Annotated in this window: 27 protein-coding genes; 9 read left to right on the forward strand and 18 right to left on the reverse strand. The window is 66.2% G+C overall.

What is annotated here, in order from left to right; all coding sequences use genetic code 11:
- Positions 1 to 54: 54 nt before the first annotated feature.
- From ACZ5TO_RS15765 to sdhC, 10 genes are all read right to left on the reverse strand, one after another.
- Positions 55 to 3,051 carry a 2-oxoglutarate dehydrogenase E1 component gene (locus ACZ5TO_RS15765; RefSeq protein WP_464798772.1) on the reverse strand — a complete coding sequence of 999 codons (2,997 nt, stop codon included), beginning with the start codon at positions 3,049 to 3,051 and terminating at the stop codon, positions 55 to 57.
- 142 nt (positions 3,052 to 3,193) lie between these two features.
- Entirely contained in the window at positions 3,194 to 4,096 is a 903-nt protein-coding gene (gene sucD, locus ACZ5TO_RS15770) for a succinate--CoA ligase subunit alpha (RefSeq protein WP_184146399.1), read from the reverse strand.
- A 17-nt stretch (positions 4,097 to 4,113) separates the two neighbouring features.
- On the reverse strand, positions 4,114 to 5,307 hold the full coding sequence (gene sucC / locus ACZ5TO_RS15775; RefSeq protein ID WP_464798773.1) for an ADP-forming succinate--CoA ligase subunit beta: 1,194 nt from the start codon (positions 5,305 to 5,307) through the stop codon (positions 4,114 to 4,116).
- 80 nt (positions 5,308 to 5,387) lie between these two features.
- Positions 5,388 to 6,350 (reverse strand): malate dehydrogenase, encoded by a 963-nt coding sequence (mdh, locus tag ACZ5TO_RS15780; protein WP_184146395.1) that lies wholly within the window; start codon positions 6,348 to 6,350, stop codon positions 5,388 to 5,390.
- A gap of 165 nt (positions 6,351 to 6,515) precedes the next feature.
- Positions 6,516 to 7,709 (reverse strand): cell division protein ZapE, encoded by a 1,194-nt coding sequence (zapE, locus tag ACZ5TO_RS15785; protein WP_464798774.1) that lies wholly within the window; start codon positions 7,707 to 7,709, stop codon positions 6,516 to 6,518.
- 36 nt (positions 7,710 to 7,745) lie between these two features.
- Positions 7,746 to 8,279 (reverse strand): protease inhibitor Inh/omp19 family protein, encoded by a 534-nt coding sequence (locus ACZ5TO_RS15790; protein WP_184146392.1) that lies wholly within the window; start codon positions 8,277 to 8,279, stop codon positions 7,746 to 7,748.
- A 143-nt stretch (positions 8,280 to 8,422) separates the two neighbouring features.
- Positions 8,423 to 9,202, reverse strand: coding sequence for a succinate dehydrogenase iron-sulfur subunit (locus tag ACZ5TO_RS15795; RefSeq protein ID WP_184146390.1), 780 nt, complete (start codon positions 9,200 to 9,202; stop codon positions 8,423 to 8,425).
- Positions 9,203 to 9,220: 18 nt separating this feature from the next.
- A complete protein-coding gene (gene sdhA / locus ACZ5TO_RS15800; protein ID WP_464798775.1) occupies positions 9,221 to 11,062 on the reverse strand; it encodes a succinate dehydrogenase flavoprotein subunit in 1,842 nt (613 codons plus the stop codon).
- Positions 11,063 to 11,068: 6 nt separating this feature from the next.
- Positions 11,069 to 11,449 (reverse strand): succinate dehydrogenase, hydrophobic membrane anchor protein, encoded by a 381-nt coding sequence (gene sdhD, locus ACZ5TO_RS15805; RefSeq protein WP_184146386.1) that lies wholly within the window; start codon positions 11,447 to 11,449, stop codon positions 11,069 to 11,071.
- Positions 11,450 to 11,459: 10 nt separating this feature from the next.
- Entirely contained in the window at positions 11,460 to 11,852 is a 393-nt protein-coding gene (sdhC, locus tag ACZ5TO_RS15810; protein WP_464798776.1) for a succinate dehydrogenase, cytochrome b556 subunit, read from the reverse strand.
- A gap of 368 nt (positions 11,853 to 12,220) precedes the next feature.
- On the opposite strand from sdhC, the gene ACZ5TO_RS15815 reads away from it, so the two are divergent.
- A complete protein-coding gene (locus ACZ5TO_RS15815; protein WP_464798777.1) occupies positions 12,221 to 12,580 on the forward strand; it encodes a hypothetical protein in 360 nt (119 codons plus the stop codon).
- Here the strand turns inward: ACZ5TO_RS15815 and ACZ5TO_RS15820 are convergent.
- Genes ACZ5TO_RS15820 through tsaD form a run of 5 tightly spaced genes read right to left on the reverse strand, consistent with a single transcriptional unit; the run spans position 12,561 to position 16,057 of the window.
- Positions 12,561 to 13,217, reverse strand: a complete 657-nt coding sequence (locus ACZ5TO_RS15820; RefSeq protein WP_464798778.1) for a class I SAM-dependent methyltransferase — start codon at positions 13,215 to 13,217, stop codon at positions 12,561 to 12,563. The genes ACZ5TO_RS15815 and ACZ5TO_RS15820 overlap by 20 nt on opposite strands.
- A gap of 10 nt (positions 13,218 to 13,227) precedes the next feature.
- Complete coding sequence (locus ACZ5TO_RS15825) at positions 13,228 to 13,659, reverse strand: EVE domain-containing protein (RefSeq protein ID WP_184146378.1); 432 nt, start codon at positions 13,657 to 13,659, stop codon at positions 13,228 to 13,230.
- Between the two features lie 6 nt (positions 13,660 to 13,665).
- A complete protein-coding gene (locus ACZ5TO_RS15830; RefSeq protein ID WP_464798779.1) occupies positions 13,666 to 13,959 on the reverse strand; it encodes a YciI-like protein in 294 nt (97 codons plus the stop codon).
- 20 nt (positions 13,960 to 13,979) lie between these two features.
- Positions 13,980 to 14,966, reverse strand: coding sequence for an NAD(P)H-dependent glycerol-3-phosphate dehydrogenase (locus ACZ5TO_RS15835; RefSeq protein WP_464798780.1), 987 nt, complete (start codon positions 14,964 to 14,966; stop codon positions 13,980 to 13,982).
- Positions 14,963 to 16,057 carry a tRNA (adenosine(37)-N6)-threonylcarbamoyltransferase complex transferase subunit TsaD gene (tsaD, locus tag ACZ5TO_RS15840; protein ID WP_464798781.1) on the reverse strand — a complete coding sequence of 365 codons (1,095 nt, stop codon included), beginning with the start codon at positions 16,055 to 16,057 and terminating at the stop codon, positions 14,963 to 14,965. The genes ACZ5TO_RS15835 and tsaD overlap by 4 nt, the downstream gene beginning before the upstream one ends.
- 73 nt (positions 16,058 to 16,130) lie before the next feature.
- On the opposite strand from tsaD, the gene hemC reads away from it, so the two are divergent.
- The 7 genes from hemC to ACZ5TO_RS15875 all read left to right on the forward strand — a co-directional run bounded on the left by hemC (position 16,131) and on the right by ACZ5TO_RS15875 (position 22,344).
- Complete coding sequence (gene hemC / locus ACZ5TO_RS15845; protein ID WP_464798782.1) at positions 16,131 to 17,060, forward strand: hydroxymethylbilane synthase; 930 nt, start codon at positions 16,131 to 16,133, stop codon at positions 17,058 to 17,060.
- Between the two features lie 3 nt (positions 17,061 to 17,063).
- On the forward strand, positions 17,064 to 17,777 hold the full coding sequence (locus ACZ5TO_RS15850) for a uroporphyrinogen-III synthase (protein ID WP_464798783.1): 714 nt from the start codon (positions 17,064 to 17,066) through the stop codon (positions 17,775 to 17,777).
- Positions 17,778 to 17,875: 98 nt separating this feature from the next.
- On the forward strand, positions 17,876 to 19,093 hold the full coding sequence (locus tag ACZ5TO_RS15855; protein WP_464798784.1) for a COG4223 family protein: 1,218 nt from the start codon (positions 17,876 to 17,878) through the stop codon (positions 19,091 to 19,093).
- Positions 19,094 to 19,105: 12 nt separating this feature from the next.
- Positions 19,106 to 20,704 carry a heme biosynthesis HemY N-terminal domain-containing protein gene (locus tag ACZ5TO_RS15860; protein ID WP_464798785.1) on the forward strand — a complete coding sequence of 533 codons (1,599 nt, stop codon included), beginning with the start codon at positions 19,106 to 19,108 and terminating at the stop codon, positions 20,702 to 20,704.
- Between the two features lie 28 nt (positions 20,705 to 20,732).
- Positions 20,733 to 21,221: a tellurite resistance TerB family protein gene (locus tag ACZ5TO_RS15865; protein WP_464798786.1), complete on the forward strand. Its 489-nt coding sequence runs from the start codon at positions 20,733 to 20,735 to the stop codon at positions 21,219 to 21,221.
- Between the two features lie 3 nt (positions 21,222 to 21,224).
- Positions 21,225 to 21,941: a glutamine amidotransferase gene (locus tag ACZ5TO_RS15870; protein WP_464798787.1), complete on the forward strand. Its 717-nt coding sequence runs from the start codon at positions 21,225 to 21,227 to the stop codon at positions 21,939 to 21,941.
- Positions 21,942 to 22,053: 112 nt separating this feature from the next.
- Positions 22,054 to 22,344, forward strand: a complete 291-nt coding sequence (locus ACZ5TO_RS15875; protein WP_184146358.1) for a YggT family protein — start codon at positions 22,054 to 22,056, stop codon at positions 22,342 to 22,344.
- 76 nt (positions 22,345 to 22,420) lie between these two features.
- On the opposite strand, the gene ppa is transcribed toward ACZ5TO_RS15875, so the two are convergent.
- A complete protein-coding gene (gene ppa / locus ACZ5TO_RS15880) occupies positions 22,421 to 22,954 on the reverse strand; it encodes an inorganic diphosphatase (protein ID WP_184146357.1) in 534 nt (177 codons plus the stop codon).
- Between the two features lie 129 nt (positions 22,955 to 23,083).
- On the opposite strand from ppa, the gene ACZ5TO_RS15885 reads away from it, so the two are divergent.
- The gene (locus ACZ5TO_RS15885) at positions 23,084 to 23,698 is read left to right on the forward strand and encodes a hypothetical protein (RefSeq protein ID WP_464798788.1); all 615 of its coding nucleotides are present in this window, start codon (positions 23,084 to 23,086) and stop codon (positions 23,696 to 23,698) included.
- Between the two features lie 3 nt (positions 23,699 to 23,701).
- Here the strand turns inward: ACZ5TO_RS15885 and ACZ5TO_RS15890 are convergent, their stop codons facing one another.
- Together ACZ5TO_RS15890 and typA are read right to left on the reverse strand one after the other, a co-directional pair.
- Positions 23,702 to 24,208, reverse strand: a complete 507-nt coding sequence (locus ACZ5TO_RS15890; protein ID WP_184146353.1) for a GNAT family N-acetyltransferase — start codon at positions 24,206 to 24,208, stop codon at positions 23,702 to 23,704.
- Positions 24,209 to 24,412: 204 nt separating this feature from the next.
- Positions 24,413 to 26,242, reverse strand: a complete 1,830-nt coding sequence (gene typA, locus ACZ5TO_RS15895) for a translational GTPase TypA (RefSeq protein WP_184146351.1) — start codon at positions 26,240 to 26,242, stop codon at positions 24,413 to 24,415.
- Positions 26,243 to 26,361: the final 119 nt, after the last annotated feature.

Below are 26,361 nucleotides of genomic sequence, written 5' to 3' on the forward strand. Positions count from 1 at the left end.
GAGTTGAGTTCCGTTCGTTCGTGTCTTTGCGTGGGAAGGGATAGGCCGGGCGGATCAACCGCCCAGCGCGTCCTCGAGGAAGGCGGCAAGCTGCGAGAGGTGCTTGGACATCAGGCCCGTCGCCGGCGAGGCGGCGGCCGGACGGCCGGTGTAGCGCACGCGCTGGTACTTGGCGTCGATATGCGCCAGCACCCATTCGAGATAGGGGTCGATGAAGGACCAGGCGCCCATGTTCTTGGGCTCTTCCTGGCACCAGACCATCTCGGCGTTGCGGAAGCGCGACAGCTCGTTGATCAGCGCCTTGGCCGGGAACGGATAGAGCTGTTCCAGGCGCAGGAGGTAGACGTCGTCGATGCCGCGCTTCTCGCGCTCTTCCAGAAGGTCGTAGTAGACCTTGCCCGAGCACATGACGACGCGGCGGATCTTGGCGTCCTTCTGCAGCTTGATCGGGCCGTCCTTGATGACCTCCGCATCATCCCACAGCAGGCGATGGAACGAGCTCTCGCCGGCCATTTCCGACAGCGACGAGATCGCCCGCTTGTGGCGCAGCAGCGACTTCGGCGTCATCATGATCAGCGGCTTGCGGAAGTCGCGCTTCACCTGGCGGCGCAGGATGTGGAAGTAGTTCGCCGGCGTCGTGACGTTGGCGACCTGCATGTTGTCTTCCGCGCAGAGCTGGAGGAAGCGTTCGAGGCGTGCGGAGGAGTGCTCCGGCCCCTGCCCTTCATAGCCGTGCGGCAGGAGGCAGACGAGGCCCGACATGCGCAGCCACTTGCGCTCGCCAGACGAGATGAACTGGTCGAAAACGACCTGCGCACCGTTGGCGAAGTCGCCGAACTGGGCTTCCCAGAGGGTCAGCGCGTTCGGACGGGCGAGCGAATAGCCGTATTCGAAGCCGAGCACGGCTTCTTCCGAGAGCATCGAGTTGATGACCTCGTAGCGCGCCTGCGTCGGCGAGAGGTTGGCGAGCGGGATGTAGCGTTCCTCGGTCTCCTGGTCGTAGAGAACCGTATGGCGCTGCGAGAAGGTGCCGCGCTCGCAATCCTGGCCGGAGAGGCGGATCTTCGTACCCTCGACGCAGAGCGTGCCGAAGGCGAGCGCCTCGCCCATCGCCCAGTCGATGCCCTCGCCCGTCTCGATCATCTGCATGCGGTTGTCCATGAACCGCTGGATGGTCTTGTGGGCGTGGAAGCCTTCCGGGATGGTCGCGATCTTGCGGCCGATCTCCTTGAGCTGCTTCATCGGCACTGAGGTGCGGCCGCGGCGCTGTTCGTCCTGGTTGTCGGCGGCGCGAAGGCCCGACCATGCGCCGTCCAGCCAGTCGGCCTTGTTCGGCTTGTAGGACTGGCCAGCCTCGAATTCCTGTTCGAGGTTGGCGCGCCAGTCGGCCCGCATCTTCTCGAACTCGCCCTCGGTGATGAGGCCTTCGGCGATGAGGCGGGCGCCGTAGAGGTTGACGACCGTCTTGTGGGCGCGGATCGCCTTGTACATCTTCGGCTGCGTGAACGCGGGCTCGTCGCCTTCGTTGTGGCCGAAGCGGCGGTAGCAGAAGATGTCCAGCACGACCGGCTTGTGGAACTTCATGCGGAACTCGGTGGCGATCTTGGCGGCATAGGTCACCGCCTCCGGATCGTCGCCGTTCACATGGAAGATCGGCGCCTCGATCATCTTGGCCACATCCGACGGATAGGGCGAGGAGCGCGAGAAGGCCGGGTTCGTGGTGAAGCCGATCTGGTTGTTGATGATGACGTGCACGGTGCCGGCGACGCGGTGGCCGCGCAGGCCCGAAAGGCCGAGGATCTCGGCGACGACGCCCTGGCCCGCGAAGGCCGCATCGCCGTGCAGGAGGAGCGGCATGACCTTGACGCGCTCGCGCAGCGGGATGATGTCGCCCTCGAAGACGGTCGCCATCTGGTCCTGCTTGGCGCGGGCCTTGCCCATGACGACCGGGTTGACGATTTCGAGATGCGAGGGGTTGGCCGTCAGCGACAGGTGCACCTTGTTGCCGTCGAACTCGCGGTCCGAGGAGGCACCGAGGTGGTACTTCACGTCGCCCGAGCCTTCCACGTCGTCCGGCGCGTAGGAGCCGCCCTTGAACTCGTGGAAGACGGCGCGGTGGGGCTTCGCCATCACGTTGGTCAGGACGTTGAGGCGGCCGCGGTGGGCCATGCCGAGCACGATTTCCTTGAGGCCGAGCTGGCCGCCGCGCTTGATGATCTGCTCGAGCGCCGGGATCAGCGACTCGCCGCCGTCGAGGCCGAAGCGCTTGGTGCCCTTGTACTTGACGTCGATGAACTGCTCGAAGCCTTCCGCCTCGATCAGCTTCTGCAGGATCGCCTTCTTGCCTTCCGGCGTGAAGTCGACGCCCTTGTCCGGGCCCTCGATGCGCTCCTGGATCCAGCCCTTCTCTTCCGGGTTGGAGATGTGCATGAACTCGACGCCGATGGTCGAGCAATAGGTGCGCTCGAGGATTTCCACCATCTCGCGCACGGTCGCGTATTCGAGGCCGAGCACGTTGTCGATGAAGATCTTGCGGTCGAGATCCTTCTCCTCGAAGCCGTAGTTCGAGGGCGAGAGCTCGTGATAGTCCTCGACCGGGGCGGCGATGCCGAGCGGATCGAGCTTGGCGTGCAGGTGCCCGCGGGCGCGGTAGGCGCGGATCATCATGATGGCGCGCACCGAATCGCGGGTCGCCTGGTTGACGCCGGCCTGGTCGACGGGCGCGCCGGTCTTTGCGGCGACGGCCTCGGCCTTCGCCTGCACCTTCTTCTCAAGCACCCGTTCGACGACGCCCCAGTTGCCGTCGAGCGCCGAGACGAGCTCGCCATTGGCGTGGATCGGCCAGTTCGCGCGCTTCCACGAGGCGCCCCTGGCAGCCTTCACGACGTCGGAAGGCTCGTCCTCGAGGGCCTTGAAGAAGGCCTGCCATTCCTCGCCGACGGAAGCGGGGTCCGCTTCGTAACGGGCGTAGAGTTGTTCGATATAGGCCGCATTCGCTCCGTCGAGGAAGGACGTGGCCAGGAATTGTTCGTTGGCGTCTTGCCGTGCCATGGTGTCTTGCGGGCGAAAGCCCGCCTCCCGAACGATCGTGTTGACCGGGCCTTGCCGGTTTGCCGCCCGGCGCCGCTTCCGCATCGCGCCGGGAAGAGACGGATCGGCCGGCATTTTCAGCCGGCCCACCCTTTTCGTATCTTCAGCCCTTGAGGACTTCCACCAGCGTCTTGCCGAGACGCGCGGGCGAAGGCGAAACGCGGATGCCCGCCGCCTCCATCGCCGCGATCTTGGATTCCGCATCGCCCTTGCCGCCGGAAACGACAGCGCCGGCATGGCCCATGGTGCGGCCCTTCGGCGCGGTACGGCCCGCGATGAAGCCGGCCATCGGCTTCTTGCGGCCCTTCCTGGCCTCGTCGATGAGGAACTGCGCGGCGTCCTCTTCGGCCGAGCCGCCGATCTCGCCGATCATGATGATGGAGGTCGTGGCGTCGTCGGCGAGGAACATCTCCAGGACGTCGATGAACTCGGTGCCCTTGACCGGGTCGCCGCCGATGCCGACGGCCGTCGTCTGGCCGAGGCCTTCGTTGGAAGTCTGGAACACGGCCTCATAGGTCAGCGTGCCGGAGCGCGAGACGATGCCGACCGAGCCCTTGCGGAAGATCGAGCCCGGCATGATGCCGATCTTGCATTCTTCCGGCGTCAGGATGCCGGGGCAGTTCGGGCCGAGCAGGCGCGAGGAGGAGCGGTCGAGGCGGGCCTTGACGCGCACCATGTCGGCAACCGGGATGCCTTCGGTGATGCAGGTGATGAACGGGATTTCCGCATCGATCGCCTCGATGATCGCGTCCGCGGCGCCGGCCGGCGGAACGTAGATCACGGACGCGTCCGCGCCGGTCTTTTCCTTGCCTTCGGCGACCGAGGCGAAGATCGGCAGGGTTTCGCCCTTGGAGCCGGTCCAGGTTTCGCCGCCCTTCTTCGGGTGGATGCCGCCGACCATCTTGGTGCCGTAATAGGCGAGCGCCTGTTCGGTGTGGAAGGTGCCGGTCTTGCCGGTCAGGCCCTGAACGAGGACCTTGGTGTTCTTGTTGACGAGAATCGACATGAGGTCTGGTCCTTCAGTTAGCCGTTGATCGCGGCGACGATCTTCTTGGCGGCGTCGTCCAGATCGTCAGCGGCGGTGATCGCCAGGCCCGATTCGTTCAGGATCTTCTTGCCAAGCTCGACATTCGTGCCTTCGAGACGAACGACCAGCGGAACCTTGAGGCCCACTTCCTGCACGGCCGCCACCACGCCTTCGGCGATGACGTCGCACTTCATGATGCCGCCGAAGATGTTGACGAGGATGCCCTCGACCTTCGGATCGGCCGTGATGATCTTGAAGGCTGCCGCGACCTTCTCCTTGCCGGCGCCGCCGCCGACGTCGCAGAAGTTCGCCGGCTCCTTGCCGTAGAGCTTGATGATGTCCATCGTCGCCATGGCAAGGCCCGCGCCGTTGACCATGCAGCCGATATTGCCGTCGAGCGCCACATAGGCGAGGTCCCACTTGGAGGCCTCGATCTCCTTGGCGTCCTCCTCGGTCTCGTCGCGCAGCGCCTTGATGTCCTCATGGCGGAACAGCGCGTTGCCGTCGAAGGAGACCTTGGCGTCGAGAACGCGCATGCGGCCGTTCTTCATGACGATCAGCGGGTTGATCTCCAGAAGGCTCATGTCCTTCTCGACGAAGGCCTTGTAGAGGATCGGGAAGAGCTTTTCCGCATCCGCCTTGGCTTCGCCTTCGAGCTTGAGGGCGGCGGTCAGCTTGGCGAGGTCCGAGGCGGTGACGCCGGCTTCCGGGTTGATGGCGACCGTCAGGATCTTTTCCGGCGTGTCGTGGGCAACGGCCTCGATGTCCATGCCGCCTTCGGTCGAGACGACGAAGGCGACCTGGCCGACGGAGCGGTCGACGAGCAGCGAGAGGTAGAGTTCGCGGTCGATGTCGGCGCCGTCCTCGATGTAGAGGCGGTTCACCTGCTTGCCGGCCGGACCGGTCTGCGCGGTGACGAGTGTGTTGCCGAGCATTTCTTTGGCATTGGCGACGACTTCCTCGACGCTCTTGGAGAGGCGCACGCCGCCCTTGGCGTCGGGGCCGAGCTCCTTGAACTTGCCCTTGCCGCGGCCGCCGGCATGGATCTGGCTCTTGACCACGTAGAGCGGGCCGGGAAGCGACTTTGCAGCGGCCTCCGCCTCGTCGGCGGAGAAGATGGCCACGCCTTCCGCGACCGGCGCGCCGTAGCTCTTGAGCAGAGCCTTGGCCTGGTATTCGTGAATGTTCATGAGAAAATCCTGTCTGAGCAATTCCAGCAAAAGTGTGAAGCGGTTTGCGTCCGGAATTGCGTGAAACGAAAGAACCGGGATTACTTCAGCGCGGGCGCGATGTTGATGCAGGCTTCGCAAAGGCCGGCGACGGCGCCGACCGACTTGTCGAAGGCTTCCTGCTCGGCCTTGTTGAGGTCGATCTCGACGATGCGCTCGACGCCGCCGGCACCGATGACCGTCGGAACGCCGACATACATGTCCTTGACGCCGTACTGGCCGGAAAGGTGCGCGGCGCAGGGCAGCACGCGCTTCTTGTCCTTGAGGTAGGACTCGGCCATCTCGATGGCGGAGGCGGCCGGGGCGTAGTATGCCGAGCCGGTCTTGAGCAGGCCGACGATCTCGGCGCCGCCGTCGCGGGTGCGCTGGATGATCTCTTCGAGGCGTTCCTTGGTGACCCAGCCCATCTTGACGAGGTCGGTCAGCGGAATGCCGGCGACGGTCGAGTAGCGGGCGAGCGGCACCATCGTGTCGCCGTGGCCGCCGAGAACGAAGGCGGTGACGTCCTGCACGGAGACCTTGAATTCTTCGGAGAGGAAGAGGCGGAAGCGGGCCGAGTCCAGCACGCCGGCCATGCCGACGACCATGTTCTTCGGCAGGCCCGAGAACTTCTGCAGCGCCCAGACCATCGCGTCGAGCGGGTTGGTGATGCAGATGACGAAGGCGTTCGGGGCATATTTCTTGATGCCGGCGCCGACCTGTTCCATGACCTTGAGATTGATGCCGAGAAGATCGTCGCGGCTCATGCCCGGCTTGCGGGCGACACCGGCCGTCACGATGCAGACGTCCGCGCCCTCGATGGCGGCGTAGTCGCTCGCACCCGTCAGCGAGGCGTTGAAGCCTTCCACCGGCGAGGACTGGGCGATGTCGAGGCCCTTGCCCTGCGGAACGCCGTCGGCGATGTCGAAGAGGACGATGTCGCCCAGTTCCTTGAGGCCGGCCAGATGCGCCAGCGTGCCACCGATCATGCCAGAACCAATAAGTGCGATCTTCTTGCGGGCCATGAAAGCTTCCTCTTGCTCCGATCAACGGTCCCCAATGTCGCAATTGCGGGACCTTTCGGCGCAAGGGATTACGCCTCTGGGGTTAAAAATTCAACACATACTTTTTGAATGAGAATTTTCAATCGGTTAGATGGATAAATTCTTACGTAAACGTAAGAATTTATGTCATGCCGCCGACATATTTTCGCCGTAGCGGGCCCGGTGGTCGGCAAGATATTCCGTGCTGCGGATCTCGATGAGGCGGGAGACCGTGCGGTCGAACTCGAAGCCTTCGGTCCCCTTTCGGGTGACGAGCAGGTCTTCGGGCGCCGCGGCGGCGGAGGCGAAGAGCCGCGCCCGATGATCGTAGATCGTGTCGACGAGGTTGATGAAGCGCTTCGTCTCGTTGCGCTTCTCCGCCCCGAGCAGGGGAATGTGGTCGACGAAGAGCGTATCGTAATGCGCAAGGATTTCGAGATAGTCGGCGGCCCCGAGCGGCTTTTCGCAAAGGTCGGTGAAGGAGAAGCGCGCCGCGCGGCCCGCCGCCTGCGGCACCGCGATGGCGCGCCCGCGGAAGGCGATCGTCGCGGCTGCCACATCCCGGCCCGCCGTCGCGCGCTTCCAGGCCGCATCCATCGCCCTGTCGGCCTCGGGCCCGAGCGGATGGCGGAAGACCGGCAGGCCGCTGTCCTTCTCCAGCCGGTAGTCCGTCAGCGAATCCAGCGGCACGATCTCGACATGCTTCTTCAGGAGGCCGACGAAGGGCAGGAACAGGCCGCGGTTGAGGCCGTCCCTGTAGAGATCGTCCGGCTCGACGTTGGACGTCGCGACCAGGATGCAGCCGCGCTGGAAAAGCTCGCCGAAGAGGCGCGACAGGATCATCGCGTCGGCGATGTCCGTCACGGAGAATTCATCGAAGCAGAGGAGCCGCGCTTCCTCGATGAGGCTGGCGGCGACGGGCGGCACGGGGTCCGCCTCCTTCGTCTCGCCGGCCTTCAGCTTCTGGCGATGCCTGTGGATGCGCTCGTGGACATCGGCCATGAATTCGTGGAAATGCGCCCGCCGCTTGCGCCTGACCGGCGCAAGCTCGAAGAACATGTCCATCAGCATGGTCTTGCCGCGCCCGACGCCGCCATAGATGTAGAGGCCCCTGGGAGCACTGACAGCCTCCGGCTTGCGGGAGGCGAAGAGCCAGCCGAGCGCGCTCGACTTGCGGGCCGGCCTTTGCGCATGGACGTCGGCAAGCAGCCGGTCGAAGCGCACGGCCATCGCCTTCTGGGCGGGGTCCGCCTTCAATTCGCCGCTGGCGACAAGGGCTTCCAGCCTATCCGAAACGCCGTGTTCCGGGTGTGTCGAAACCCTGTCCCAGTCCTTGCCCATGGGCGGCGGTCATCCGTATCTGATGGAGGGATGCGATCAGCGCGAGAGGCTGACCGGCTGGCCCGAATTGGTCGAGCCGTCGAAGCGGGAATCGGCCGTCTTGTAGAGGCGTGCGATCGGGTTGCCGTCGCGGTCCTTGAGGATCACCTGCTTGCCGGCGACTTCCCAGGAGCCCATCGCCGTCAGCTCGCCCGCGCAGCCGCGCGTACCGCCGCGCGAGCCGGCGCCGAGATTGGTCAGCGTCAGGAACATGTCGCAGGAGGACGGGCCGTTGGCGACGCGCCAGTTGCCGACCATGGCTTCCTTCTTCACGTCGAGCGCGCCGGCGGCCGCCGCCGGATCGCCGGTGCCCGTCGCCATGGCCATGTCGGTCGTCGGCTTTTCGGGGAACTGGCTGGTGGTGCCGGTCGTGGGATCGGGAAGCTGGCTGGAGGAAACCGTGCCGATCGGCTGGGCTTCGAGCGGGGCAAGGTTCGGCTGCGTATTGACGCTGTCCATCGAAGCCGTCCGCTGGCAGCCCGCCAGAGCAAGCGCCATCATCAGTCCGCCGGCCGCATGGTAAATCCGCATGTCGATACTCCCGATGTCTGCCCGATACTGCTGCCCTGCAGCAATTCACGCCGAATTAACGTGAATCGCCCGCACGAATCAAGACGAAACGGCCCGATTGTCCGGGCCGCCTTCTCACGTTTCATGAACGCTGCTTATGTAGGTCAGAGACGGCGCTCGACCAGCATCTTCTTGATTTCGCCGATCGCTTTCGCCGGATTGAGGCCCTTCGGGCAGGACTGGGCGCAGTTCATGATCGTGTGGCAGCGATAGAGGCGGAAGGGGTCTTCCAGGTTGTCGAGGCGCTCGCCGGTCGCCTCGTCGCGGCTGTCGATCAGCCAGCGATAGGCCTGGAGGAGGACGGCGGGGCCGAGATAGCGGTCGCCGTTCCACCAGTAGCTTGGACAGGAGGTCGAGCAGCAGGCGCACAGGATGCACTCGTAGAGGCCGTCGAGCTTGAGGCGGTCCTCATGGCTCTGCTTCCACTCCTTGGCCGGCGTCGGCGACACGGTCTTCAGCCACGGCTCGATGGAACGGTGCTGAGCGTAGAAGTTCGTGAGGTCCGGAACGAGGTCCTTGACCACCGGCATGTGCGGCAGCGGGTAGATCTTCACCGTGCCCTTGATCTCGTCCATGCCCTTGGTGCAGGCGAGCGTGTTCGTGCCGTCGATGTTCATCGCGCAGGAGCCGCAGATGCCCTCGCGGCACGAGCGGCGCAGCGTCAGCGTCGGGTCGATCTTGTTCTTGATGTAGAGCAGCGCGTCGAGCACCATCGGCCCGCAATCGTCGACGTCGATGTAGAACGTGTCGACCGAGGGGTTCTTCCCGTCGTCCGGGTTCCAGCGGTAGATGCGCAGCTCGCGGGTGTTCGCCGCGCCTTCCGGCTTCGGCCAGACCTTGCCTTCGGTGACCTGCGAGTTCTTCGGGAGAGCGAGTTCAACCATGTCCTGTTCTCCTCGATATCAGTAGACGCGGGCCTTGGGCTCGATCTTCTTGGGATCGATCCCGTCGGCAATGAGTTCGGTGTGCACCGGGCGATAGTCGAGCTTCACGTCGCCCGCCGCGTTCACCCAGGCGAGCGTGTGCTTGCGCCAGTTGACGTCGTCGCGGCCGGCGAAGGGACCGTCGACATAGTCCTCGCGGGCATGCGAGCCGCGGCTTTCCTTGCGGGCTTCGGCGCCGTAGACGGTGGCGATGGCGTTGGCCATCAGGTTTTCCAGCTCCAGCGTCTCGACGAGGTCGGAGTTCCAGATCATCGAGCGGTCGGTGACTTTGATGTCCGGCAGTTCCTTCCAGATTTCCGTCATGCGCTTGCAGCCGCTTTCCAGCGATTCCTGCGTGCGGAACACGGCCGCGTCCTCCTGCATGGTGCGCTGCATCTTGTCGCGCAGCACCGCCGTCGGTGTGCTGCCCTTGGCGAAGCGCAGGCCGTCGAAGCGGTCCATGATCCTGTCGCAGGCGGCAATGTCGAGCGCCGGGACGGCCTCGTTGCGGTCGATCACCTGGCCGGCGCGGATGGCGGCGGCCCGGCCGAAGACCACGAGGTCGATCAGCGAGTTGGAGCCGAGGCGGTTGGCGCCGTGCACCGAGGCGCAGCCGGCTTCGCCGACGGCCATCAGGCCGGGCGCCAGGCGCTCGGGGTTCTGGCTGTCGGCGTTCAGCACCTCGCCCCAGAAGTTCGTCGGAATGCCGCCCATGTTGTAGTGGACGGTCGGCAGGACCGGGATCGGCTCGCGCGTCACGTCGACGCCGGCGAAGATCTTCGCGCTTTCGGAAATGCCCGGCAGGCGCTCGTGCAGGACGGCCGGATCGAGATGGTCGAGGTGGAGGTAGATGTGGTCCTTGTTCTTGCCGACGCCGCGGCCTTCGCGGATCTCCATCGTCATGCAGCGCGAGACGACGTCGCGCGAGGCAAGGTCCTTGGCCGACGGCGCGTAGCGCTCCATGAAGCGCTCGCCCTCGGAATTGACGAGATAGCCGCCCTCGCCGCGCGCGCCCTCGGTGATGAGGCAGCCCGCGCCGTAGATGCCGGTCGGGTGGAACTGCACGAACTCCATGTCCTGCAGCGGCAGGCCGGCGCGGGCGATCATGCCGCCGCCGTCGCCCGTGCAGGTATGCGCGGAGGTGGCCGAGAAATAGGCGCGGCCGTAGCCGCCCGTCGCCAGCACCACCATCTTGGCGGCGAAGCGATGGATCGTGCCGTCGTCGAGGTTCCAGGCGACGACGCCGGTGCAGCGCCCGTCGGCCGACATGATGAGGTCGAGCGCGAAATACTCGATGAAGAATTCCGCGTTGTTGCGCAGCGACTGGCCGTAGAGCGTGTGGAGGATCGCGTGGCCGGTACGGTCGGCGGCGGCGCAGGTACGCTGCACCGGCGGGCCTTCGCCGTAGTTCTGCATGTGGCCGCCGAACGGGCGCTGGTAGATTTTGCCTTCCTCGTTGCGCGAGAAGGGCACGCCGTAGTGCTCGAGCTCGTAGACGGCCTTCGGCGCTTCCATGGCGAGATACTGCATGGCGTCGACGTCGCCGAGCCAGTCGGAGCCCTTGACGGTGTCGTAGAGGTGCCACTGCCAGCAGTCCGGCGTCATGTTCTGCAGCGAGGCGGCGATGCCGCCCTGCGCGGCGACGGTATGCGAGCGCGTCGGGAAGACCTTGGTGATGCAGGCCGTCTTGAGGCCCTGCTCTGCCATGCCGAGCGTCGCGCGAAGGCCCGCGCCGCCGGCGCCGACGACGATCACGTCGAAGGAATGGTCGACATACTGATAGGCCTTGCCGTTGGCCGCCGGGGAGGAGATCGCTGCCATGATGGATTATCCTGCGAAGGCGATTTTGAGGACGGCGAAGAGACAGAGCCCGCCGACCAGGATCGCGAAGAAGGTGTTGAGCATGAGAAGCGCGATCTTCACGCCTTCGCCATGCACGTAGTCCTCGATGATGACCTGCATGCCGAGCTTCATGTGATAGAGGCCCGACACGACGACGAGGCCCATGATCACGGCGACGATCGGATGCGAGAGCGCCGCCGTCACTTCCGCGTAGGAGGCGCCGTTGTAGCAGATGAGGAAACCGACGAAGAAGAGAAGCAGCGGGACGTTGGCGACGGCCGTCAGGCGCTGGCGCCAGAAATGCTCCGTGCCGTCCTTTGCCGAGCCGAGGCCGCGGACCTTGCCGAGGGGAGTGCGCATGTCCATGGTTGTCTCCTCAGCGTGCCAGGTAGCCGGCGATCCAGATCAGCACCGTCAGGGCGACGGAGACGACCGGGGTCAGAAGGGCGAGCCGGGTGGAAAAATGCTTCTCGTAGCCGCGGCCCATGTCCCACATGAAATGGCGCAGCCCCCCGAGCATGTGGTGCATCAGCGCCCAGGTGTAGCCGAAGAGGATGAGGCGGCCGACGAGCGTGCCGAAGAACCAGCTCACCCAGTCGAAATAGGCTTCGCCCGTTGCCGCCGCGATCAGCCACCAGGCGACGAGGACTGTGCCGAAATAGAGCGCGGCCCCGGTAATGCGGTGCACGATGGACATGACCATCGTCGGGATCGGCTTGTAGACCTGGAGATGCGGCGAGAGCGGCCGGCTTCGAGTGACATTCGCCATCTGAACCTCACGGAACCCCGGAGAGCAAAAACTGGACGAATTTTCTCCGGAATTGCAGTATGTTGTGCACAATGCAGTGATTGCGACGTTTAATCACCGGAAAGCGGAACCACAAGTCTCATTGCGGTGCAAAATGAATTTAATCGATTAAACGCGCCCGGCGGACGACACCCGTCCGGGCCGCCGGGCGCGCGTTAACGATAAGTGCGGAATTCCCAATCGAATCCGTGACTTTCGCCCCCGCGTGACCCATCTTGCCGTTAAGGATTTGTTAAGTGTAATCCGGAAGGCAGGACAGAATGACTCTGTTATCAGCGTATCGTGCGACCAAAGTCTTAGGGCTTGCGGTCGTGCTTGCGGCAGGCGGCATGACGGCCGCAGACGCCGGCGGCCGGCGCCATCACCACCACCAGCACGACCATTCCGCCCGGCTGCGGTACGTCCCCCATCTCGACAATGCCTTCGGCGGGCGGGCCGGCAGCGTGCTTCGCTACGGCGGCAACCATGACCGGCAGGCACGCGACCGCAATTTCTACGGCGGCGCCTTCACCGCCTATCGCGACAGCGGCGGCAGTCTCTATTTCTATGCCGACGAAGATGGCGTGATCGCGCGGTCCGAACGGCGCACGCGCCGGACATGGGGCGGACCGAAGATCATCACCGTGACGCCCGGCAATTACGGCTGCTCATGGGAAGCCGGCGTCTGCGTCATCCGGCCTCGCTGGTAAACCGCCACACCGTCGTCTTCTTGACCTCGCTGTCCTCCAGCGCCCGCGTCACCGGCACCTGGTAGGTCGCAAGCGCTTCCATGCGCTCGCGCGGGCAATAGGCGCGGCCGGGATCGCCGACGAGCACCGTGGCACCGCGCGCGGCAAGCGCCAAGAACCACGGGACGATCGCCGCGGCGAAGGCGCGGTCGTAGAAGACGTCGCCGGCCAGCACCACGTCCCATCCCCCGTCACGACCCAGCATGTCTTCGCCGGTGTAATCGAGCGTGACGCCGTTGAGCCCGCCATTCAGCCGGATCGCCGTTCCGCTCCACGGATCGATATCCGCCGCCAGCACCGCCGAGGCACCGGCCATTCGCGCCGCGATGCCGACAAGGCCGGAGCCGCTGGCGAAATCGAGCACCGTCTTGCCGGCAACGAGGCCGGGATGGTCGAGCACATGGCGGGCGAGCCCCTGCCCGCCGGCCCAGGCGAAGGCCCAGAAGGGCGGCGGCAGGCCGATCTCTTCCAGTTCCTCCTCGGTCTTCAGCCAGAGGTCATGCGCCTCCGTCGCGAGCCGCAGCCGCACCTCCGGCACATGCGGCGGGCAAAGCACGCCGGTGTTCTTTCGGATGAAGACCTCGGGGTCCGTTCTCACGCCGGCAGCATCAGCGCGGCGGGTTGTCGAGGCCGCCCATGCGGCAGACCTCGATCCACTCTTCCTCCGTCACCGGCTGCACGGAAAGGCGCATGGAGGTGACGAGCGACATGTTGGAGAGCGCCGGGTTGGCCTTGATCTCCTTGAGCGAGACGGGCCGCGGCATGTCGCGCACGGCGCGGATGTCGACGCAGTCCCAGCGCGGGTCCTCGCCGGCCGTGGAATCAGGATGCGACAGGCCGCAGACCTCAGTGATGCCGACGATCTCCAGCCCCTCGTTGGAGTGGTAGAAGAAGCCCTTGTCGCCGATCTGCATGGCCCGCATGTTGTTGCGCGCCTGGTAGTTGCGCACGCCGTCCCATTCCTCGCCGGCCTCGCCCTTCGACTTGAGCTTTTCCCAGGAGAACTTGAAGGGCTCGGACTTGTAGAGCCAGTATGCCATATGGGGTCAGGCCTCCGGCTTGTTGAAGACCCAGTTCCAGGCCCTCACCTCGACGTTCGCGAAAAGGCCGGCCTTGGCATAGGGATCGTTCCCGGCGATCTGCCGCGCCTCCTCGATCGTCTCGGCCTCGACCACGACGAGGCTGCCGACCGACTTGCCGTCACCGTCGAGGAAGGGGCCGGCAAAGCCGAGCTTGCCGTCCGTATTGAGCGCATTGAGGTAGGCGAGATGCTCCGGGCGGGTGTCGAGGCGTATCTGGAGCGCGCCGGGCTTGTCCTGGCAGATGAAAGCGAAATGCATGGGACGATCCTTTCCTTCCGTCATTCCTGGGTGATCGGGCGCGTCATAAGCTGCCCGATGGCGGTCTTCACGTCGAGCGTGCCGTCGATGATGCGGGCGACGGCATCGGTGATCGGCATGTCGATGCCCTTCTGCGCGGCGACGGTGGAAGCGACCGAGGCGGCGAAGGCGCCTTCGACAAGGTCGCCCGACCAGCCGCGCGCATCGCCTTCCCGGCCAAGCGCGATGCCGAAGCGCAGGTTGCGCGACTGGTGGCTCGTGCCGGTGAGAACAAGGTCGCCGAGGCCGGAAAGCCCCGTCACCGTCGCCCCGTCGCCGCCATGGGCGGCGATGAAGCGCGACAGCTCCGCAAGCCCGCGCGAGATGAGCGCCGCGCGCGCCGAATCGCCGAGCCGTGCGCCCTCGATGATGCCGCAGGCGATCGCCAGCACGTTCTTCAGCGCGCCGCCGAGCTGCACGCCGATCCGGTCCGTCGAGGGATAAAGCCGGAAGGTCGGGCCGGACAGCGCCTGCGCCAGGGCCGCGCCGATCTCTGCCGTGCGCGCGGCGATCACCATCGCCGTCGGCAGGCCCTTGGCGATATCGGCGGCAAAGCCGGGGCCGGAGAGCACGGCGATCTCGCGGCCGGGCAATTCCTCCTCCAGCACGTCCGTCAGCAGGCGGCCGCTTTCCTTTTCCATGCCCTTGGCGCAGATCACCACCGCCGTGCCCGGCGCCAGCAGCGGCGCGAGGCTGCGCGCGGCCATGCGCTGTGCCTGCGAGGGCATGGCGAAGAGCACGATGCCGGCGCCCCGCACCGCTTCCGCATCGGCGCTGTAGGCAAGCGTTTGCGGCAGGTCGATGCCGGGCAGGACCTTCTCGTTGCGCCGCGTCGCCCGCAGGGTTTCGACGACGTCGGCATTGCGGCCGATCAGCGTGACGTTACCGCCGCTGGCGGCCGCGACGCTTGCCAGCGCCGTTCCGAACGCACCCGCGCCGACGACGGCGATCCGCGAACTGACCGTCATGCCTTGGCCCCCCGCTTGCCCGATCCGAGGAGCGTCGCCGCCTCGCGGTCGAGCGGCCAGCGCGAGCGCGGCGCCACGGCAAGGTCGTCCGGCGCAAAGCCGGCCGCCATGCGCTCCAGCCCGGCCCAGGCGATCATCGAGGCATTGTCCGTGCAGAGCGCGAGCGGCGGCGCGACGAAGCGGAAACGGTTCTTGTCGCAGAGCGCCTGCAGCGTCGAGCGCAGCTCGGCATTCGCCGCCACGCCGCCGGCAACGACGAGTGCCGGCGCTTCGATATTTGGATAGAGAGCTCTGAACCGCTCCAGCCCGCGGCCGATGCGGTCCTTCATCGTGCGCGAGACGGCACGCTGGAAGGAGGCACAGATGTCGGCGATATCCTGCTCCGTTACCGGCTCGATGGACTGCGCGGCCTGCCGCACCGCGGTCTTGAGGCCGGAAAAGGAGAAATCGAGCCGCGCCTCGCCGACGAGCGGGCGCGGGAAGGTGAAGCGTTCGGGATTGCCCGCCTTCGCCATGCGCTCGACCGCCGGCCCGCCGGGATAGGGCAGGCCGAGGAGCTTTGCCGTCTTGTCGAAGGCTTCGCCGAGCGCATCGTCGATGGTCGTGCCCCAGCGCTCGTAATCGTCGACGCCGCGCACCAGAACGAGCTGGGTATGGCCGCCGGAGACGAGCAGCATGAGATAGGGGAAGGAGAGCCCGTCCGTCAGCCGCGCCGTCAGCGCATGGCCTTCGAGATGATTGACGGCATAGAGCGGCTTGCCGGTCGCCCGCGCAATGGCCTTGCCGGTCATCAGCCCGACGATGAGCCCGCCGATCAGCCCCGGCCCGCTCGTCGCGGCGATCGCGTCAATGTCCTCGAGCGATTTCCCCGCGCGCAGGAGCGCCTCGGAAATCAGGCTGTCCAGCGCCTCGACATGGGCGCGGGCGGCGATCTCCGGCACCACGCCGCCATAGGCGCTGTGCTCCTCGAGCTGGCTCAGGACCACCTCGCCGAGGATCTCGCCCCGGCCCTCGGCATTGCGCGAAACGACGGAGGCGGCGGTCTCGTCGCAGCTCGTTTCGATGCCGAGAATGGTCAGGTGAGGCGACATGAAGCACTTGGATCGATTGCGGGCGGCCGTAAAGCCGGTTACGAGACATCCCGGTAACAATGGATCAGGGCGGATGCAAACAAAACCTTTCAGGATCGGCACGCGCGGCAGCCCGCTGGCGCTCGCCCAGGCCCACGAGACCCGCGCGCGCCTGATGGCGGCGCACGGCCTGCCGGAGGATATGTTCGAGATCGTCGTGCTGTCGACCAAGGGCGACCGCATCACCGACCGCTCGCTGGCGCTGATCGGCGGCAAGGGCCTGTTCACCGAGGAAATCGAGGCGCAGCTTTCCTCCGGCGAACTCGATTTCGCCGTGCATTCCTCCAAGGACATGCCGACGAAGCTGCCGGAGGGCCTCTACCTCTCCGCCTTCCTGCCGCGCGAGGACGTGCGCGACGCCTTCATCGGCCGCACCGCAAAGCGCCTCCTCGACCTGCCGGAAGGCGCGACGGTCGGCTCGGCCTCATTGCGCCGCCAGGCGCTTATCCGCCGGCTTCGGCCGGATCTCAACGTCATCGTCTTCCGCGGCCAGGTCGATACCCGCCTCGGCAAGCTCGCCGAAGGCCAGGCGGACGCGACGCTGCTCGCCTATGCCGGCCTGAAACGCCTCGGCAAGGAGGACGTGCCGACGGAGATCCTCGATCCCGCCATCTTCCCGCCCGCGCCGGCGCAGGGGGCGATCTGTATCGAGAGCCGCGTCGGCGACGCGCGCATGGATGCCCTTCTGTCGGCCATCGACGACCGCGCGACCCGCGCCGCCGTCTCCTGCGAACGCGGCTTCCTCGCCACGCTCGACGGCTCCTGTCGAACGCCCATCGCCGGTTACGCGACCGTCGAGGGCGATCACCTCTCCTTCCGCGGCATGATCCTGACGCCGGACGGCAGCCGCTTCCACGAGATCGAGGCGAGCGGCCCGGCCGCAAACGCCGCAGCGCTCGGCGAAGAGGCCGGCGCGGCGATCCGCGCCAGAGCCGGAGCGGATTTCTTCGCAAGCTGGGGCTGACCCATGCGCGTCCTCGTCCTCCGCCCCGAGCCCGCGGCGACCCGCACCGCCGGAAAGCTCGCCGCGCTCGGACACGAGGCCGTGCGCCTTTCCTTGTCGAAGGCCGAACACGACGTCGCGGCGGTGAAAGCCGCGCTCACGAAGCCCCATGCGGCCATCGCCATCACCAGCGCGGAGGCCGCCCGCCTCCTCGCCGGGATCGGTGAGAACCTTGCGCCGCACCGACAGACCCCCCTCTTCGCCGTTGGCGAGGCTTCGGCAGAAGCTGCCCGCCGCGCCGGTTTCCGCACCGTTGTCGCGGGCGGCGGCGATGGGGAAAGCCTTGCCGAAACCATTCTCGCCCATACCCGCCCGGACGGCGCGATCCTCTATCTTGCCGGCTCTCCGCGCGCGCCGGGCTTCGAGCACCGCATGAAAGAGGCAAGCATTCCCTTCCGCACCGTCGAGGCCTACCGCATGGTGCCGCTCGCCCCCTCGCCGGCCGAGATCGAGGCGGCGCTTCTTGCGCCCGTGCCGGATACCGTGCTCCTCTATTCGCGCGAAAGCGCTCGCGCCTTCTTTGCCCTCGCCCCGCTTGCCGAAGCGCCGGAGCGCTTTCTTGCGATGCGCCTCCTGTGCATGAGTGCGAATGTCGCAGCCGCCGTGCCGGAATCCTTTACGGCACGGGCCGCCATTGCCGCCGCTCCCGACGAGGAAAGCCTGCTTGCCCTTCTCTAAGCGCAAGTCCCGGCGGAGGAATTTGCCGCAAGGGTCTTTCCCTCTCTGCCATCCCTGTCTACGTTTAATGCAATGCACATGAACGCGAGGAGGTCGCCATGGAACCGGAAACCCCGTCCCGTCGAAAGAAGGCCGGCGAAGAGCCCGTGACGATCGACCTCGAAGCCGTTCCGCCCTCCGCCAGCAACGAGGCGCTCGCCGCCGGGGAAGCCGTGCCGGAAACCGAGGCCGCGGAAACGCCCGCCGCCGAAACCGCCGCCGCGGAAACGCCCGAGGAACCTGTCGAGGAAAAGCAGGAACCGCTGGAACCCGCCCGCCCGGCCTACGAGGAGCCGACCCGCGCCGAGACACCACCGCCCGCGCAGCGCGGCGGCAATGCCGGCCCGCTGGCCGCCGGCATCCTCGGCGGCCTGATCGCCCTTCTCGGCGCCGGCAGCCTGCAATATGGCGGCTATCTCCCCGCACTCGGCCCCGAGCGGGCCGGCGACGATAGCGCTGTAACCGCCCTTTCCAACGAGGTCGCGGCCCTGAAGACGCGCCTCTCCGATCAGGCGGGTCCGGTCGACCTCCAACCCATCGAAACGCGCCTTGCCGCCCTGGAACAGGCCGCGGGAAGCGCGAAGGACGCGGCCCCGTCCGAAGCCTCCGAAAAGCTGGAAGCCGACGTCACCCGGCTGACGACCGAGCTTGCCGCGCTGCGCGAGGCCGTCGCCCGCACGAACGATGCCGTCACCAGCACGGAAAGCGAGCTGACCGAGCGCATCGCCGCCGCCGAGGAAAAGCTTGAGGCGCCGAGCGACGTTTCCATGGCCCGGGCCGTTGCCGCGAGCGCCTTGAAGACCGCCATCGACCGCGGCGGTCCCTATCTTGCCGAGCTGGAGGCCTTCGCCAGCGTCGCGCCGGACGATCCTTCCGTGGCGGGCCTTCGCGAGCATGCCGCCGTGGGCGTGCCGTCCCGTTCCGATCTCGTGCGCGATTTCGACGGCGCGGCCGACAATATCCTCGATGCCGTGCATCAGCCGGAAGGCGACCAGGGCATCATCAACCGGCTGATGGCGAGCGCCGCCTCTGCGATCCGCGTGCGCCCGGTCGGCAGCATCGAGGGCGACACGCCCGAGGCGATCGTCGCCCGCATCGAGAACAAGCTGCAGAACGGCGATTTCAAGGGTGCCGCCATCGAATGGCAGGCGCTGCCGGAAAAGGGCAAGGCCGCTGCCGCGGACTACAAGAACAAGCTCGACGCGCGCGTTCGCGTGGAAGAGCTGGTGGGCGCCGCGGTTTCCGGCGCCATGACGAATGCCGCAAGGCAGGGCTGAGGAGAAGGCTTCATGATACGCATTCTGGTCTTCGCGCTCTTCGTCCTTGCCCTCGCCGGGGGCTTTGCCTGGCTGGCAGACCGGCCCGGCGAACTCTCCATCATCTGGCAGGGCCAGCGCGCCGACATGAGCCTGATGGTGGCCGCGACGCTCATCGTCTCGCTCATCATCGCCATCATGCTCTGCTGGTGGCTGGTCCGCGTGATCTGGACCTCGCCGCATTCGATCCAGCGCTATTTCCGCGCCCGCAAGCGCGACCGCGGCTATCAGGCGCTCTCCACCGGCCTCATCGCCGCCGGCGCCGGTGACGCCGCCGGCGCAAGAAAGATGCTCGGCCGCACCAGGGGGCTTCTCAGCGCCGACCAGGAACCGCTCATCCACCTCCTCGAAGCGCAGGCCGCGATGATCGAGGGCCGCTACGACGACGCGCGCAAGAAATTCGAGCTGATGGCCGACGACCCGGAGACGCGGGAGCTCGGCCTGCGCGGCCTCTATCTCGAGGCCCGCCGTCTCGGCGCCAACGAAGCCGCCCGGCAATATGCCGAGCGCGCCGCCGAAAAGGCCCCGCAGCTCCCCTGGGCGACGGAAGCCGCGCTCGAATACCGCTCCGAGGCCGGCGACTGGGACGAGGCCTTGAAGCTTCTCGGCGACGGCCGTTCCGGCTCAACGGAGGAGAAGAAGGCCTATGCCCGCCGCAAGGCCGTGCTGCTCACCGCCCGCGCCGCCGAAAAGCTCGACGCCGACCCGAAGGGCGCACGCGAGGATGCACATCAGGCCCTGAAGCTCGACGAGAATTTCGTGCCGGCCGGCCTCATCGAGGCGAAGGCGTATCTGCGCGAGGACAACCTTCGCAAGGCCGCCTCCATTCTCGAAAGGCTCTGGAAGGCGACGGCCCATGGCGACGTGGCGCGGCTCTACGTGCGCGCCCGCAGCGGCGATTCGGCCGCCGACCGCCTGAAGCGGGCGGAGAAGCTGGAGGCGATGCGCCCCAACAATGCCGAGGCGCTCTATGCCGTTGCCGAGGCCGCGCTGGAGACGCGCGACTTTACCCTTGCCCGCGCCAAGGCGGAGGCCGCCGCGCGCCTTGCCCCGCGCGAAAGCGCCTTCCTGCTGCTCGCCGACATCGAGGACGCCGAGACGGGCGACCAGGGCCGCATCCGCCACTGGATGAACCAGGCGCTGAAGGCCCCGCGCGATCCCGCCTGGACCGCCGACGGTATCACGTCACCGGAATGGCGCGCCGTCTCGCCCGTCACCGGCCGGCTCGACGCCTTCGAATGGAAGACGCCGGTCAGCGAGTTGCAGGGGCCGATCGAGGAAGGCTCCGCCAATACGGTGGACGAGGCCATCCGCACCCTGCCGCCCATCGCCATCGAGACGCGGCCCGCCGTGAAGGCGGAGAAGGCCGAGACCGTCAAGGCCGAGCCGCCGGTCGTCGTTACGGCCGTTGCCGAGCCCGTCCCGGCAAAGGCCGAAACGCCGCAGAAGGCGGATGCCGTCCCGGCGGGAAGCGAGGAAGAGGAACGCCCCTTCTACGGCCTGCCGGACGATCCGGGCGTCAAGGCCGGCGCCGTCCGGCGGGACGATACGAGCAGCTTCAAATTGTTCTGAGAACCTCAAGGGACGGGGCGCATCACCGATGTTCGAACGCTTGCAGCATTTCCTGGCGAGCCTTTCCGGCGACGACAAGCCCGTCTTCGCCGCCGATGATCCGCGCGTTGCCGTCATGGCGCTCTGCATCCAGGTGATGGAGGCGGACGGCAAGGTGCTGGACGTGGAGAAGCAGGCGCTGCGCACCAGCTTCCGCGAATTCTACGGCGGCGTGGACGAGGCGGAACTGGACGCGCTCGTCGCGGCCGGCAGCGACGCCGAGAGCGAGGCGATCGATTTCTTCCGCTTCACCTCGGAGCTGAAGCGCCAGCTCACGGAGGAGCAGCGCATCGGCCTCATCGGCCTTCTCTGGGAGATCGTCTATGCGGACGGCGACCGCAGCGAAATGGAGGATCACGCCATCTGGCGCATCGCCGACCTTCTCGGCGTGTCGGGCCGCGAACGCATCATGAAACGGCAGGAAGTGGCCGGACGCATCGGCGCGGCGGCCGGGCAGGAGCCGCCGAAGGACGGTTGAGCCATGCTTGATTTTCCGCGCAAGGCACATCGCAGACGGCCCGTCCTCATCGTCCTGCACCAGGAAACCTCCAGCCCCGGGCGCGTCGGCCACATCCTCCAGGCGATGGGCCACACGCTGGACATCCGCCGCCCGGTGCTCGGCGACCCGCTGCCGGAAACGCTGGAACACCATGCCGGCGCCGTCGTCTTCGGCGGGCCGATGAGCGCCAACGACACCGAGCCCTATGTGCGCCGGGAGATCGACTGGCTTTCCCTGCCGCTGAAGGAGAACCGCCCCTTCCTCGGCATCTGCCTCGGCGCGCAGATGCTCGTGCGCCATCTCGGCGGCACGGTGCGCAGCCACGAGGAGGGCTGGGCGGAGATCGGCTGGTATCCGCTGAAGGCGACGGAGGCGGGCGCAGCCCTCATGGCCTGGCCGGACATGGTCTACCAGTTCCACCGCGAGGGCTTCGACCTGCCGGGGGACGCGACGCTGCTCGCCACCGGCCAGCACTACGAGAACCAGGCCTTCCGCTACGGCGAGAATGCCTGGGGCATCCAGTTCCACGGCGAACTGACGCTCGCCATGATGCACCGCTGGGTCGTGCGAGGCGCACACCGCTTCGAGCTGCCGGGCGCACAGGTCGGCCGCGCCCATCTCGACGGCCGCCTCCTGCACGATGCGGCGCTCCGGCTCTGGATGACGGCCTTCCTCGACCGCATCTTCCACGCGGGCTGAAGGGCAAAATCGCCCCCGTCGTTAAACATGTTGCCGCCCCGCCCCGGCTGCGGCCTTGCTGGCCGGGCCGGCAATGGCTACATGTCAGCACGAAAACCAATCGGAGACGCCAATGATAGCGGTCATCAACACCCTATTGTTCATCATCAACATCGCGTGGTTCCTGGTGATCGCTTCGGCGATCTTCTCCTGGCTCTACGCCTTCAATGTCATCAACGCGAACAATCAGGTGATCGCCACCATCGGCCGCTCGCTCTACCAGCTGACCGAGCCGGTCTATCGCCCGATCCGCCGCGTGCTGCCGAATTTCGGCGGCGTCGACCTGTCGCCGCTCGTCGTGCTCGTCATCCTGTTCTTCCTCGAACAGGTCATCCGCACGGTCCTCGCGCCCGCGATCCTCTGATCACCCGCGCGATCCCAAAGAAAAACCCTCCGGACCGAGCGGGCCGGAGGGTTTTGTCATTTCAGGCGGATAATGCTTACTTCGATGCCTTGTAGCGATCGACGGCTTCGACGATCATCCTCTTGGCGACGGTAACGTCCTGCCAGCCGGCGATCTTCACCCACTTGCCGGGCTCCAGATCCTTGTAGTGCGAGAAGAAGTGCTCGATCTGCTTGAGCGTGATTTCCGGCAGGTCGGTGTAGTTCTCGACCTTGTCGTAGCGGCGCGTCAGCTTCGGCACCGGCACGGCGATGATCTTCTCGTCCTTGCCGCCGTCGTCTTCCATCACGAGAACGCCGATCGGGCGCACGTTGATCACGCAGCCCGGAACGAGCGGGCGGGTGTTGGCGATGAGGACGTCGATCGGGTCGCCGTCTTCCGAGAGCGTGTGCGGCACGAAGCCGTAATTGCCCGGATAGGTCATCGGCGTATAAAGGAAGCGGTCGACGACGAGCGCGCCGGCTTCCTTGTCCATCTCATACTTGATCGGCTGGCCGCCGACCGGCACCTCGACAATGACGTTCACGTCGTCCGGCGGGTTCTTGCCAACGGAAATCGCATCGATACGCATGGGGGCTCCTGAAGTGCGGTTGATTGCGGGCTTCCTAATGCGAATCCCGTTGCAGCGCAACATGACTTTAGGCCGAGGCCGAATAGACCGCCGCCGCGCCCCGTTTCCGAAAGACCGGAGGAAGCCCCGATGAAGCCGATGTCCTTCTTTCTCGCCCTCCTGATCGCCGCTGCCGCGGCGACAGCCGGCAAGGCCAATGAAAGCGCCTATAGCGAGCGCGACCTCGACGCCTGCAAGACGCTTTCGCAGGAAGAGGAGGGCGCGAGCGTCACCTTGGAATGCGCCGGCTACAAGGACCTTGCGATCTATTTCAAGGAGGGCGACCTGCGCCAGAGCCAGGCTTACGGGCCGATCGGCAGGGCCTGGCTCGACGAGGCCTTCGAGAGCTTCGGCCCGTTCAACCACTCCAACGCCACGGTCGAATGGCGGCTCGATGCCGGGGGCGTACCCTTCGCCGCCATCGTCCGCTGGTTCGTGTCGGACCCGGAAACGACGAGCGATACCGACACGCGCTACGGCCAGGTCCTCGTCGTCTCGACGGTCGCAACGGCAGAAAACCCGACGAGCTGCGTCGTCGGCTATGTCGATGCGCTGGAGAACAGGGACGCCAACACGCTCGCCCGGAAGGTAGCGGACGAGAACGCCCGGGATTTCGCCTGCGGCCTCAACGAACCGCAATGGCACGGCGCGCGGGGAAAGCTTGCGGGCGAGCCGATGCGCTCCCTGCCGCACGCGATGGAATGAGCCTTAGGACCAGACGAAACCGATCTTCTTGAGTTCCTTTTCGCCGAAATTCTCCATGCCCTCGGCGATGTCGCGCCCGCCGGAGGAGCGGAAGAAGCGATAGGCATGCTCGCTGTCTTCCAGGCACCAGACGATCAGCCCGTTGCAGCCGAGCGACTTCAGCAGCCGCCGTGCCTCGCCGAAGAGCAGCCGGCCGAGGCCGATGCCCTGGTATTCGGGGCGCAGGTAGATCTCGTAGATCTCGCCTTCCTGCGGCAGCGCGCGGGCCCGGTTGAGGCCGAGCGTGGCATAGCCCGCCACCGTGCCGGCGACGTCGAGCACCAGCAGCGTTGCCGAACCGCGCGTCGCCTTGCGCCACCAGGCCTCGCCGCGACGGTCGACCATCTGGTTGAGCGGCTTGTGCGGAATGAGGCCGCCATAGGCCTGCAGCCACGACACCCGGTGCGTTTCGGATATCGCGCGCGCGTCCTGCGGCTCGGCCCGCCGCACATCGATCGACAGTGTCTTCATAACACGACTCATATTCCGGTGCCGATTCCACCGGAATCCCGTCAAAGGCGAAGGCTTCCTTTGCCCACAGGCGAGTTCCGGGCGGCACCGGAAAAAGTTAACGCTTTTTTAACAAACGTCACAAGCCGCAAAAACTGGCACACACATGAAAAACCCCGGCGCGGTGGCCGGGGTTTTTCATGTATCGTTTCGGAAAGGAAGCGCTCAGGCCACGCTGGCGGCGCGCTGCTTTTCGAATCGCTTGCGGTCGTTCGGGTCGAGATAGAGCTTGCGCAGGCGGATCGACTTCGGCGTCACCTCGACGAGTTCGTCGTCCTGGATCCAGGACAGCGCGCGCTCCAGCGTCATCTTGATCGGCGGCGTCAGGCGGACGGCCTCGTCCTTGCCGGCGGCGCGGATGTTGGTGAGCTTCTTGCCCTTGAGCACGTTCACTTCGAGGTCGTTGTCGCGGGTGTGGATGCCGACGATCATGCCCATATAGACCTTCTCGCCCGCGTCGATGACCATCGGGCCGCGGTCTTCCAGGTTGAAGAGCGCGTAGGCGACGGCCTCGCCCGCTTCGTTGGAGAGCAGCACGCCGTTGACGCGCCCGCCGATCTCACCCTTGTAGGGCTGGTAGTCGTGGAACAGGCGGTTCATGATCGCCGTGCCGCGGGTATCCGTCAGAAGCTCCGACTGGTAGCCGATGAGGCCGCGGGTCGGGGCGAAGAAGACGAGGCGGACGCGGTTGCCGCCGGACGGGCGAAGCTCGACCATCTCGGCCTTGCGCTCGGACATCTTCTGCACGACGACGCCGGAATGCTCCTCGTCGACGTCGATGACGACTTCCTCGATCGGCTCCAGCATCTGGCCGGTCGCCTCGTCCTTGTGCATGACGACGCGCGGACGCGAGACGGCAAGCTCGAAGCCTTCGCGGCGCATGGTCTCGATGAGGACGGCGAGCTGCAGTTCGCCGCGGCCGGAGACGAAGAACGAATCCTTGTCGCCCGATTCTTCGATCTTCAGCGCCACGTTGCCTTCGGCCTCCTTGAAGAGGCGGTCACGGATGACGCGGCTCGTGACCTTGTCGCCTTCCGTGCCGGCGAGCGGCGAGTCGTTGACGATGAAGGACATGGTGACGGTCGGCGGGTCGATCGGCTGGGCCTTGAGGGCTTCCGTGACCGACGGGTCGCAGAACGTGTCGGCGACCGTGCCCTTGGTGAGGCCGGCGATGGCGACGATGTCGCCCGCATGGGCTTCCTCGATCGCTGTGCGCTCGATGCCGCGGAAGGCAAGGATCTTGGAGATACGGCCGTTCTCGATGAGCTGGCCGTCCTGACCGAGGACCTTGACGGTCTGGTTCGGCTTGATCGAGCCGGAATGGATGCGGCCGGTGATGATGCGGCCGAGGAAGGGGTTGGCTTCGAGGATCGTGCCGATCATGCGGAACGGGCCTTCGGCGACTTTCGGCTCGGGAACGTGCTTCAGCACGAGGTCGAGCAGCGGCGCCATGCCTTCGTCCTGCGGGCCTTCCGGGTTGACGTTCATCCAGCCGTTGCGGCCCGAACCGTAGAGGATCGGGAAGTCGAGCTGCTCGTCGGTGGCGTCGAGATTGGCGAAAAGGTCGAAGACCTCGTTCAGCACTTCCTCGTGGCGGCCGTCCGGACGGTCGATCTTGTTGATGGCGACGATGGGCTTGAGGCCGACCTTGAGGGCCTTGCCGACCACGAACTTGGTCTGCGGCATCGGGCCTTCCGACGAGTCGACGAGGACGATGGCGCCGTCCACCATCGAGAGGATGCGCTCCACCTCGCCGCCGAAGTCGGCGTGGCCGGGCGTGTCGACGATGTTGATGCGGACACCCTTCCACTCGACCGAGGTCGCCTTGGCGAGGATGGTGATGCCGCGTTCCTTTTCGATGTCGTTCGAGTCCATCACGCGTTCGGCGACGCGCTGGTTTTCACGGAACGAGCCGGATTGCTTCAGAAGCTCGTCGACCAGCGTGGTCTTGCCATGGTCGACGTGCGCGATGATCGCGATATTGCGGATAGACATTGTATAATCTCTGAGGTTCAGGGGCGCGCGCAAAACGAGGGCGCCGTCTTCAATGGCCGGGCTCATACATGTTTTTGCGCAAATGCGAAAGGGGCGGGCCGCAACTCTGTTGCCAGCCC

The sequence above is a fragment of the Shinella sp. Sh6 genome (assembly GCF_055392685.1).

What these genes read in the sequence shown, in the direction of transcription:
- ACZ5TO_RS15765 (WP_464798772.1), bottom strand. Translation starts at nt 3,051, where the DNA reads ATGGCACGGCAAGACGCCAACGAACAATTCCTGGCCACGTCCTTCCTC.
- sucD (WP_184146399.1), bottom strand. Translation starts at nt 4,096, where the DNA reads ATGTCGATTCTCGTCAACAAGAACACCAAGGTCCTCGTTCAGGGCCTG.
- sucC (WP_464798773.1), bottom strand. Translation starts at nt 5,307, where the DNA reads ATGAACATTCACGAATACCAGGCCAAGGCTCTGCTCAAGAGCTACGGC.
- mdh (WP_184146395.1), bottom strand. Translation starts at nt 6,350, where the DNA reads ATGGCCCGCAAGAAGATCGCACTTATTGGTTCTGGCATGATCGGTGGC.
- zapE (WP_464798774.1), bottom strand. Translation starts at nt 7,709, where the DNA reads ATGGGCAAGGACTGGGACAGGGTTTCGACACACCCGGAACACGGCGTT.
- ACZ5TO_RS15790 (WP_184146392.1), bottom strand. Translation starts at nt 8,279, where the DNA reads ATGCGGATTTACCATGCGGCCGGCGGACTGATGATGGCGCTTGCTCTG.
- ACZ5TO_RS15795 (WP_184146390.1), bottom strand. Translation starts at nt 9,202, where the DNA reads ATGGTTGAACTCGCTCTCCCGAAGAACTCGCAGGTCACCGAAGGCAAG.
- sdhA (WP_464798775.1), bottom strand. Translation starts at nt 11,062, where the DNA reads ATGGCAGCGATCTCCTCCCCGGCGGCCAACGGCAAGGCCTATCAGTAT.
- sdhD (WP_184146386.1), bottom strand. Translation starts at nt 11,449, where the DNA reads ATGGACATGCGCACTCCCCTCGGCAAGGTCCGCGGCCTCGGCTCGGCA.
- sdhC (WP_464798776.1), bottom strand. Translation starts at nt 11,852, where the DNA reads ATGGCGAATGTCACTCGAAGCCGGCCGCTCTCGCCGCATCTCCAGGTC.
- ACZ5TO_RS15815 (WP_464798777.1), top strand. Translation starts at nt 12,221, where the DNA reads ATGACGGCCGCAGACGCCGGCGGCCGGCGCCATCACCACCACCAGCAC.
- ACZ5TO_RS15825 (WP_184146378.1), bottom strand. Translation starts at nt 13,659, where the DNA reads ATGGCATACTGGCTCTACAAGTCCGAGCCCTTCAAGTTCTCCTGGGAA.
- ACZ5TO_RS15830 (WP_464798779.1), bottom strand. Translation starts at nt 13,959, where the DNA reads ATGCATTTCGCTTTCATCTGCCAGGACAAGCCCGGCGCGCTCCAGATA.
- ACZ5TO_RS15835 (WP_464798780.1), bottom strand. Translation starts at nt 14,966, where the DNA reads ATGACGGTCAGTTCGCGGATCGCCGTCGTCGGCGCGGGTGCGTTCGGA.
- tsaD (WP_464798781.1), bottom strand. Translation starts at nt 16,057, where the DNA reads ATGTCGCCTCACCTGACCATTCTCGGCATCGAAACGAGCTGCGACGAG.
- hemC (WP_464798782.1), top strand. Translation starts at nt 16,131, where the DNA reads ATGCAAACAAAACCTTTCAGGATCGGCACGCGCGGCAGCCCGCTGGCG.
- ACZ5TO_RS15850 (WP_464798783.1), top strand. Translation starts at nt 17,064, where the DNA reads ATGCGCGTCCTCGTCCTCCGCCCCGAGCCCGCGGCGACCCGCACCGCC.
- ACZ5TO_RS15855 (WP_464798784.1), top strand. Translation starts at nt 17,876, where the DNA reads ATGGAACCGGAAACCCCGTCCCGTCGAAAGAAGGCCGGCGAAGAGCCC.
- ACZ5TO_RS15860 (WP_464798785.1), top strand. Translation starts at nt 19,106, where the DNA reads ATGATACGCATTCTGGTCTTCGCGCTCTTCGTCCTTGCCCTCGCCGGG.
- ACZ5TO_RS15865 (WP_464798786.1), top strand. Translation starts at nt 20,733, where the DNA reads ATGTTCGAACGCTTGCAGCATTTCCTGGCGAGCCTTTCCGGCGACGAC.
- ACZ5TO_RS15870 (WP_464798787.1), top strand. Translation starts at nt 21,225, where the DNA reads ATGCTTGATTTTCCGCGCAAGGCACATCGCAGACGGCCCGTCCTCATC.
- ACZ5TO_RS15875 (WP_184146358.1), top strand. Translation starts at nt 22,054, where the DNA reads ATGATAGCGGTCATCAACACCCTATTGTTCATCATCAACATCGCGTGG.
- ppa (WP_184146357.1), bottom strand. Translation starts at nt 22,954, where the DNA reads ATGCGTATCGATGCGATTTCCGTTGGCAAGAACCCGCCGGACGACGTG.
- ACZ5TO_RS15885 (WP_464798788.1), top strand. Translation starts at nt 23,084, where the DNA reads ATGAAGCCGATGTCCTTCTTTCTCGCCCTCCTGATCGCCGCTGCCGCG.
- ACZ5TO_RS15890 (WP_184146353.1), bottom strand. Translation starts at nt 24,208, where the DNA reads ATGAAGACACTGTCGATCGATGTGCGGCGGGCCGAGCCGCAGGACGCG.
- typA (WP_184146351.1), bottom strand. Translation starts at nt 26,242, where the DNA reads ATGTCTATCCGCAATATCGCGATCATCGCGCACGTCGACCATGGCAAG.